Raw genomic sequence first — 7,822 nt, forward strand, 5'->3', positions numbered from 1 at the left:
GACTTTCAGACACAATTTCCAGACGGCAAGACAACAGGAGCACTCACCACCATGGCGGAACGCGTCGTACTCGCATACTCGGGCGGCTTGGACACCTCGGTAGCGATCAGCTGGATCCAGAAAGAGACAGGCAAGGAGGTCGTCGCGGTGGCGCTCGACCTCGGCCAGGGCGGCGAGGACATGGAGGTCGTGCGTCAGCGTGCGATCGACTGCGGCGCCGCCGAAGCGGTCGTCGTCGACGCCCGCGACGAGTTCGCCGACGAATACTGCCTGGGCGCGATCACGTCGAACGCGCTCTACATGGACCGGTACCCGCTGGTGTCGGCATTGTCGCGGCCGCTCATCGCCAAGCACCTGGTGACCGCGGCCCGCGATCACGGCGGCACGGTCGTCGCGCACGGCTGCACCGGCAAGGGCAACGACCAGGTGCGGTTCGAGGTCGGATTCGCCTCGCTCGCACCCGACCTCGAGGTGCTCGCCCCGGTCCGCGACTACGCGTGGACCCGCGAGAAGGCCATTGCCTTCGCCGAGGAGAACGCCATCCCGATCACGGTGACCAAGCGTTCGCCGTTCTCGATCGACCAGAACGTGTGGGGCCGCGCGGTGGAGACCGGCTTCCTCGAGGATCTGTGGAACGCCCCCACCAAGGACGTCTACGACTACACCGAGGACCCGACGGTCAACTTCAACGCCCCCGACGAACTGGTCATCACCTTCGACAAGGGACGCCCCATCGCCATCGACGGCAAGCCGGTCAGCGTGCTCGGTGCCATCGAGGAACTCAACCGACGCGCCGGCGCACAAGGTGTCGGACGCCTCGACGTCGTCGAGGACCGGCTGGTGGGCATCAAGAGCCGCGAGGTCTACGAGGCCCCCGGTGCAATGGTCCTCATCCGCGCCCACGAGGAGCTCGAGCATGTGACCCTCGAGCGTGAACTCGGGCGCTTCAAGCGCCGCACCGACCAGAAGTGGGCCGAGCTCGTCTACGACGGTCTCTGGTTCTCTCCGCTCAAGCGGTCGCTGGACACCTTCGTCGCCAGCACCCAGGAGCACGTCTCCGGTGAGATCCGGCTGGTGCTGCACGCGGGCGGGATCATCGTCAACGGTCGTCGCAGCGGCGAGTCGCTCTACGACTTCAACCTCGCAACCTACGACGAGGGCGACAGCTTCGACCAGTCGGCGGCGCGCGGCTTCGTCGAACTGCACGGTCTGTCGTCGAAGATCGCCGCCAAGCGCGACTTGAGTCTGTGAGCGCGACAAACGAGGGTTCGCTCTGGGGCGGCCGGTTCGCGGGCGGCCCGGCCGACGCGATGGCCGCCCTGAGCAAGTCCACCCACTTCGACTGGGTTCTCGCGCCGTACGACATCGAGGCGTCCAAGGCACACGCCCGGGTACTCAACCGGGCCGGACTGCTCACCGACGACGATCTCGCGGGCATGCTCGCCGGCCTCGACCGTCTCGCCGACGACGTCGCCTCCGGCGCCTTCGTTCCCGCGGAGTCCGACGAGGACGTGCACGGTGCGCTCGAACGCGGATTGATCGAGCGCGTCGGTCCGGAACTGGGCGGGCGCCTGCGGGCCGGGCGATCGCGGAACGACCAGGTGGCGACGCTCTTCCGGATGTGGCTGCGTGCCGCGATGCGACAGGTTGCCCTGGGCGTGCTCGACGTGGTTGAGGCGCTCACCACTCAGGCCGCCAGCCATCCCGACGCGATCATGCCGGGCAAGACCCACCTGCAGGCCGCCCAGCCGGTTCTGCTCGGTCATCACCTGCTCGCGCACGCGCAGCCGTTGTTGCGCGACATCGATCGTCTCTCCGACGCCGACCGTCGGACCGCGGTGTCCCCGTACGGTTCCGGCGCGCTGGCCGGCTCGTCGCTGGGACTCGACCCGGCCGCGATCGCCGCCGACCTCGGATTCGACGCGCCCGCAGAGAACTCCATCGATGCGACGTCGTCGCGCGATTTTGCCGCGGAGGCGTCGTTCGTCTTCGCGATGATCGCCGTCGACCTCTCGCGGCTGTCGGAGGAGGTCATCATCTGGAGCACACCGGAGTTCGGGTACGTCACGCTCGCCGACGCCTGGTCGACCGGCAGCTCGATCATGCCGCAGAAGAAGAACCCGGACGTCGCCGAATTGATGCGCGGCAAGGCGGGGCGCCTGATCGGTGATCTCACCGGGCTGATGGCGACACTGAAGGCCCAGCCGCTGGCCTACAACCGTGACCTGCAAGAAGACAAGGAACCGGTCTTCGACGCGGTGGCGCAACTCGAGTTGTTGCTGCCGGCGGTGACCGGGCTGGTCGCCACCCTCGAATTCCACACCGAGCGCATGGCCGAACTCGCGCCAGCGGGGTTCACCCTTGCCACCGACATCGCCGAATGGTTGGTTCGACAAGGTGTACCGTTCCGCGTCGCGCACGAGGTCGCCGGGGCATGCGTCCGGGAGGCCGAGGCGCAAGGGGTCGGGCTTGCCGACCTCGATGACGCCACGTTCGCGCGCATCAATCCGGCTCTGACGCCGGATGTGCGCGACGTGCTGTCGGTCCGCGGCTCGGTGGAGTCCCGCAACGCCCATGGCGGCACCGCGCCACAGCAGGTGCAGCGTCAGATCCGCGTGGTGTCGACGCAGGTCGCCCAGCTGCGCGAACGCTGGGAGCAGGGGTTCGGCGGACGCATGTGAGTCAAATGCCCAGCTCGTGGGTAAAGTGACGGACGTCACGAGCATTGTGATGCAGGGCAGGGTCGGGACAGGGAGGGATTGCAGGCGATGGCCGGAATCGTAGGAGTGCCCGACGTCGGTGGAGTGGTCGGCAGAGTGGTCGCCACCGCGCAGAACGGGCTCGAGGTGCTGCGTTTCGGTGGTTTCCAGACCGAAACCGAGCCGGCGCCGTTCGCTGTGGTCGAGACCGAGCAGATGTACCGCCTGCGCCGGTACTTTCCCGACGAGCACGCCGATGATCCCGACATCATCCTCGTCCCGCCGATGATGGTGTCGGCGAATGTCTACGACGTCACCGAACTCAACGGCGCGGTGTCGGTGCTGCATCGCAGCGGGATTGCGCCGTGGGTGGTCGATTTCGGATCACCCGACACCGAAGAGGGCGGCATGGAACGCACGCTCGCCGATCACGTGGTGGCGGTGAGCCGGGCGATCGACGTGGTGATCGAGGCGACTGGTCGCGACGTCCACCTGGCCGGGTACTCGCAGGGTGGCATGTTCGCCTATCAGACGGCCGCGTATCGCCGGTCGAAGGGACTCGCGAGTGTCATCACCTTCGGAAGTCCGGTCGACGTGCTGGCCGCGTTGCCGCTGGGGTTGCCTGCAGGTCTGGTGGCGCCGGGCGCCGAATTCCTTGCCGACAAGGTGTTCAGCCGCAACTTGTGGATTCGGGACTGGATGGCGCGCACCGGCTTTCAGCTCCTCGACCCGGTGAAGACGGTCCGTAGCCGCATCGATTTCCTCCGTCGGCTGCACGACCGCGACGCTCTGCTGCCGCGAGAGGACCAGCGGCGTTTCCTGGAGGCCGACGGCTGGGTCGCCTGGTCGGGGCCTGCCATCGCCGAGTTGCTGCGGCAGTTCGTCGCCCACAACCGGATGGTGTCCGGTGGATTTGTCATCAACGGTGATCTGGTGTCGTTGGCCGAGATCACCTGCCCGGTGCTGGCCTTCGTCGGGACCGCCGACGACATCGGACAGCCCGCAGCTGTACGGGGCATCGTTCGCGCCGCCCCCCACGCCGAGATCTACGAATCACGGGTTCCGGTGGGCCATTTCGGGCTCGTCGTCGGCAGTGCGGCAGGCAGTCATACCTGGCCCACCACCTCCGAATGGGTCAACTGGCAGTCACGCGACGGAGACAAGCCGGCCCTGATCTCGACCATGGAGGCGGTCGAACCCGGACACGGCGGCGGTGTCAGCCTGTCGTCGCGCATCACCCATGGTGTCGGTTCGGTTGCCGACGCGGGGGCGGCGGCATCGCGCGAACTGCTGCTGCTGGCCGATTCCTTCCAACGGACTTCGCGTGCGGTTGCGCAGGAATCGATCCGCACGGTGCCACGCCTGTTCCGACTCGGGCAGATTCAGACCGGGACGCAGATCTCGCTGGGCAAGTTGATGTCGGAGAACACCAAACACAGCGGCGACAAGGAACTGTTCCTCTTCGAGAACCGCGTGTTGACCCATGCGCAGGTGAATACCCGTATCGACAACGTGGTCGCCGGCCTGGTCGACTGCGGAGTACGGCCCGGGCAGCACATCGGGGTCCTGATGGACACGCGCCCGAGTGCCCTCGTCGTGGTGGCGGCGCTGTCTCGGCTCGGCGCCGTCGCCGTGATGCTGGCCGCCGATGGTGATGTCGCGGAGATGCTGCGACTGGCCGACAGTTCGGTGATCGTCACCGATCCGGTCCACCTCGAACAGGCCTCCGAGTTTTGCGACCGGGTGCTCGTGCTCGGTGGCGGCAGCGGCGATGCGCGTGCCATCGAGGGTGCGAACGGATCGACGGTGATCGACATGGAGCAGATCGACCCCGACGCGGTCGTGATGCCGACCTGGTATCGCCCCGACCCGGGAGTTGCGGGTGATCTGGCATTTGTCCTGTTCACCCGCTCGCGGGGACGTCTGGCGACGTGGCCGGTGACCAACCACCGGTTTGCGATGTCGGCATTCGGTGCGGCGTCGGCCGCGGGTCTCACCGACCGTGACACCGTCTACTGTCTACCGCCCCTGCACCACGCCTCCGGCCTCCTCACCACGCTCGGCGCAACCGTGGTCGGCCGGTCGCGGATCGCGCTCTCACACGGAGTCGACGCCGACACCTTCGCGACCGAGGTCCCGCGGTACGGGATCACTGTCGTGTCCTACACGTGGACGATGATGCGTGACGTCGTTCGGTCGGAAGACTTCCGGATCAACCCGCACAACCCGATTCGCCTGTTCATGGGTTCCGGCATGCCGGTGGGCCTGTGGGACGACGTGGTGGCCAGCTTCCCCCGCGCGCGTGTCCTCGAATTCTTCGCGACGGCGGACGGTTCGGCCATCCTGGCCAATGTGTCCGCCGACAAGGCCGGCTCGATGGGACGACCGCTGCCGGAGACCAATCCGGTGGAGATCGCCGCGGTCGACATCGATACCGAGCGGCTGATCATCGACGATGCAGGATTTGTACGGAAGGCCGAGGTCGGGGAGCCGGGTTTGCTGCTGTCGAGAGCCCGACACCGATTCGACTCCTCGTCGACAGTGCTCCGGGACGTTTTCGGCTCGCGCGACCGCTGGGAGGTCTCCGGGCACCTGTTCGTGCGTGACGTCGACGACGACCTCTGGTTCCTCGGATCGGTCGACAGCGTGATCCGCAGTGCCGACGGTCCCATCTGGGTTGCCCCGGTGGAGCAGATGTTGTCCCGCGTCAAGGGAGTCGACCTGTGTGCCGTGTACCCGGTCGGCGACCCAGGGCGGCAGGTTGCAGTGGCGGCGGTGTCGTTGCGGAGCAACGTCAACGCGGATGCGTTGACCGTTTCGTCGTTGCGGATCGCGCTAGGTGAGCTGCCCGCTCATCAGCGGCCACATCTGATCCGCGTCGTCGACGAGATCCCGCTGACCGACGCCTATCGCCCGATCAGCGCGACCTTCGCCCGTGAGGGACTGCCGCGGCCCGGTGCTCGGATCTGGTACCGCGACTCCGACGGTCGCTATCGGCGGTACACCCGCAGCGCGGCGTCGAAGGCCGACTGGTCGACCGATGTGCAGGTCGCAGCCGGCGGGCAGGCGTGATCTCCGATCTTTCAACCGCTCCCTGAGGTGCTCGCAGGCTCTCACCCAGCCGGCGCGGATGGGCCCGCGGCTCAACCGGCGGGCGAGCACCTGGAGTGTGTGACCATGCGATTAGGGTTGCGGTACAGCACGTTGACGGGCCGACATCATCGACACCTCGGGAGCAACAGTGAGCGCACGGACCGAAGCCATCAACCCGATCCTGCGGGAGCGGCTGGTTTGTCCCCAGGATCATGGACCACTGCTCGACGCGGGCGACGAACTGTACAACCCGCGTCTGCACGTCGCGTACCGCATCGACGCCGACGGAATCCCGGTGATGCTCGCCGACGAGGCGCGTGCGGTCGATGACGCCGAACACGAACGGCTGACGGCGCAGAGCTGACGCCCACCTGGGAACGCGCCCGGCTGTGGCGACGTCGCCGGTCGATGACAAGATCGAAGACGTGACCGCCGAGCATGCCAACACCGATATCGCGACCGCCTCAGATGTCATCGACGACCTCGAGTGGCGAGGACTGATCGCACAGTCGACCGACTTGGACGCCTTACGGGCGCAGCTCGCAGGTGGGCCGACGACCCTCTATGCAGGCTTCGACCCGACCGCCGCCAGCCTGCACGCCGGACACCTCGTACCGCTGCTGACCTTGCGGCGATTCCAACTCGCCGGACATCGACCGGTCGTCCTGGCCGGCGGTGCGACCGGGCTGATCGGCGATCCCCGCGACGTGGGGGAGCGCAACATGAACTCCGCCGACACCGTCGCGGATTGGGCCGGCCGCATCGACGCCCAATTGCGGCGGTTCGTGACGATCGACGACTCGCCGACGGGTGCCGTGGTGGTCAACAACATGGAGTGGACCCACGACCTGAGCGTCATCGAGTTCCTGCGTGACCTGGGCAAACACTTCTCGATGAATGTGCTGCTCGGACGTGACCTGGTGCGTCGCCGACTGGAGTCGGACGGCATCAGCTACACCGAGTTCAGTTATGTGCTGCTGCAGTCCAACGATTACCTACAGTTGTTCCGCCGGTACGGATGCGTCCTGCAGGTCGGTGGTTCCGATCAGTGGGGGAACATCGTCAGCGGTGTCGATCTGACGCGACGCGTCGAAGGTGCGTCGGTGCACGCGTTCACCGTTCCACTCGTCACCACCGCCGACGGAAAGAAGTTCGGCAAGTCCACCGGCGGCGGGAGCCTGTGGCTAGATCCCGCTCTGACCAGTCCTTACGTCTGGTACCAGTACTTCGTGAACACGGCCGACGCCGACGTCGTGCGCTACCTGAAATGGTTCACCTTCCTCGGTCGAGCTGAGATCGACGAGCTCGAACGTGCGACAGCCGAGACCCCGCACCTGCGGCGCGCGCAGCGGGTACTCGCTGCCGAGATGACGACCCTGATCCATGGTGCGGACCACACGAAAGCCGTCGAGCTGGCCAGCCAGGCGTTGTTCGGACGAGCTGATCTGGGCGAACTCGACGAGGCAACCCTCGCGGCGGCGGTCGGCGAAACGACGGTCGTCGACTACACCGAGCGGCCGACGATCGTCTCGCTTCTCGTTGACACCGGTTTGTCCGAGAGCAACAAGGCGGCACGCCGAGCGATCGGTGAGGGCGGCGCCTACGTGAACAACACCAAGATCACCGACGCGGAGTGGCAGCCGGCCGACGCTGACCTGCTCCACGGCCGCTGGTTGGTGGTGCGTCGCGGGAAGAAGAGCTTTGCGGGAGCACGTTTAGCCCTCTGACCAGGCGATTTGACGCGTTGTTCTCGCCTGTGTAACTTAATCGATGCACCGCAGAGAGCAACTCCCCCGGGGCCAGGAAGGACCGGGGAAGTAAGAGTGTCCGGGCCAAGGTCCGGACCGCCCATGCGGCGCCACTCCCAAGAACACGAGCGGGATTCGTCACGCTCGGGGGAGAGCTCATCGGAACCGGGCCCAGCTGGGTCACGATCGGTGGGTGTGTGTTCTTTGAGAACTCGATAGTGTGATGATGAATTGTCTGATGCCAATTTTGTTTGGCATTGTGTGTCCAAGTGTTTTTGGATG

General features: G+C 66.4%; 5 protein-coding genes. All 5 read left to right on the forward strand.

All coding sequences use genetic code 11. From position 1 onward, the window contains the following. Positions 1–51: 51 nt before the first annotated feature. Complete coding sequence (locus tag ABZW74_RS18355; protein WP_355278206.1) at positions 52–1,251, forward strand: argininosuccinate synthase; 1,200 nt, start codon at positions 52–54, stop codon at positions 1,249–1,251. Beyond that, complete coding sequence (gene argH / locus ABZW74_RS18360) at positions 1,248–2,681, forward strand: argininosuccinate lyase (RefSeq protein WP_355278208.1); 1,434 nt, start codon at positions 1,248–1,250, stop codon at positions 2,679–2,681. The genes ABZW74_RS18355 and argH overlap by 4 nt, the downstream gene beginning before the upstream one ends. 87 nt (positions 2,682–2,768) lie before the next feature. Beyond that, entirely contained in the window at positions 2,769–5,771 is a 3,003-nt protein-coding gene (locus tag ABZW74_RS18365; RefSeq protein ID WP_240855595.1) for an AMP-binding protein, read from the forward strand. 169 nt (positions 5,772–5,940) lie between these two features. Beyond that, entirely contained in the window at positions 5,941–6,156 is a 216-nt protein-coding gene (locus tag ABZW74_RS18370; RefSeq protein WP_240855593.1) for a Trm112 family protein, read from the forward strand. Positions 6,157–6,217: 61 nt separating this feature from the next. Continuing rightward, positions 6,218–7,519 carry a tyrosine--tRNA ligase gene (tyrS, locus tag ABZW74_RS18375; protein WP_240855591.1) on the forward strand — a complete coding sequence of 434 codons (1,302 nt, stop codon included), beginning with the start codon at positions 6,218–6,220 and terminating at the stop codon, positions 7,517–7,519. Positions 7,520–7,822 lie beyond the last annotated feature (303 nt).

It is taken from the genome of Gordonia sp. NPDC003585 (genome assembly GCF_040610755.1).
Taxonomy (GTDB): Bacteria; Actinomycetota; Actinomycetes; order Mycobacteriales; family Mycobacteriaceae; genus Gordonia.

What these genes read in the sequence shown, in the direction of transcription:
- ABZW74_RS18355 (WP_355278206.1), top strand. Translation starts at nt 52, where the DNA reads ATGGCGGAACGCGTCGTACTCGCATACTCGGGCGGCTTGGACACCTCG.
- ABZW74_RS18365 (WP_240855595.1), top strand. Translation starts at nt 2,769, where the DNA reads ATGGCCGGAATCGTAGGAGTGCCCGACGTCGGTGGAGTGGTCGGCAGA.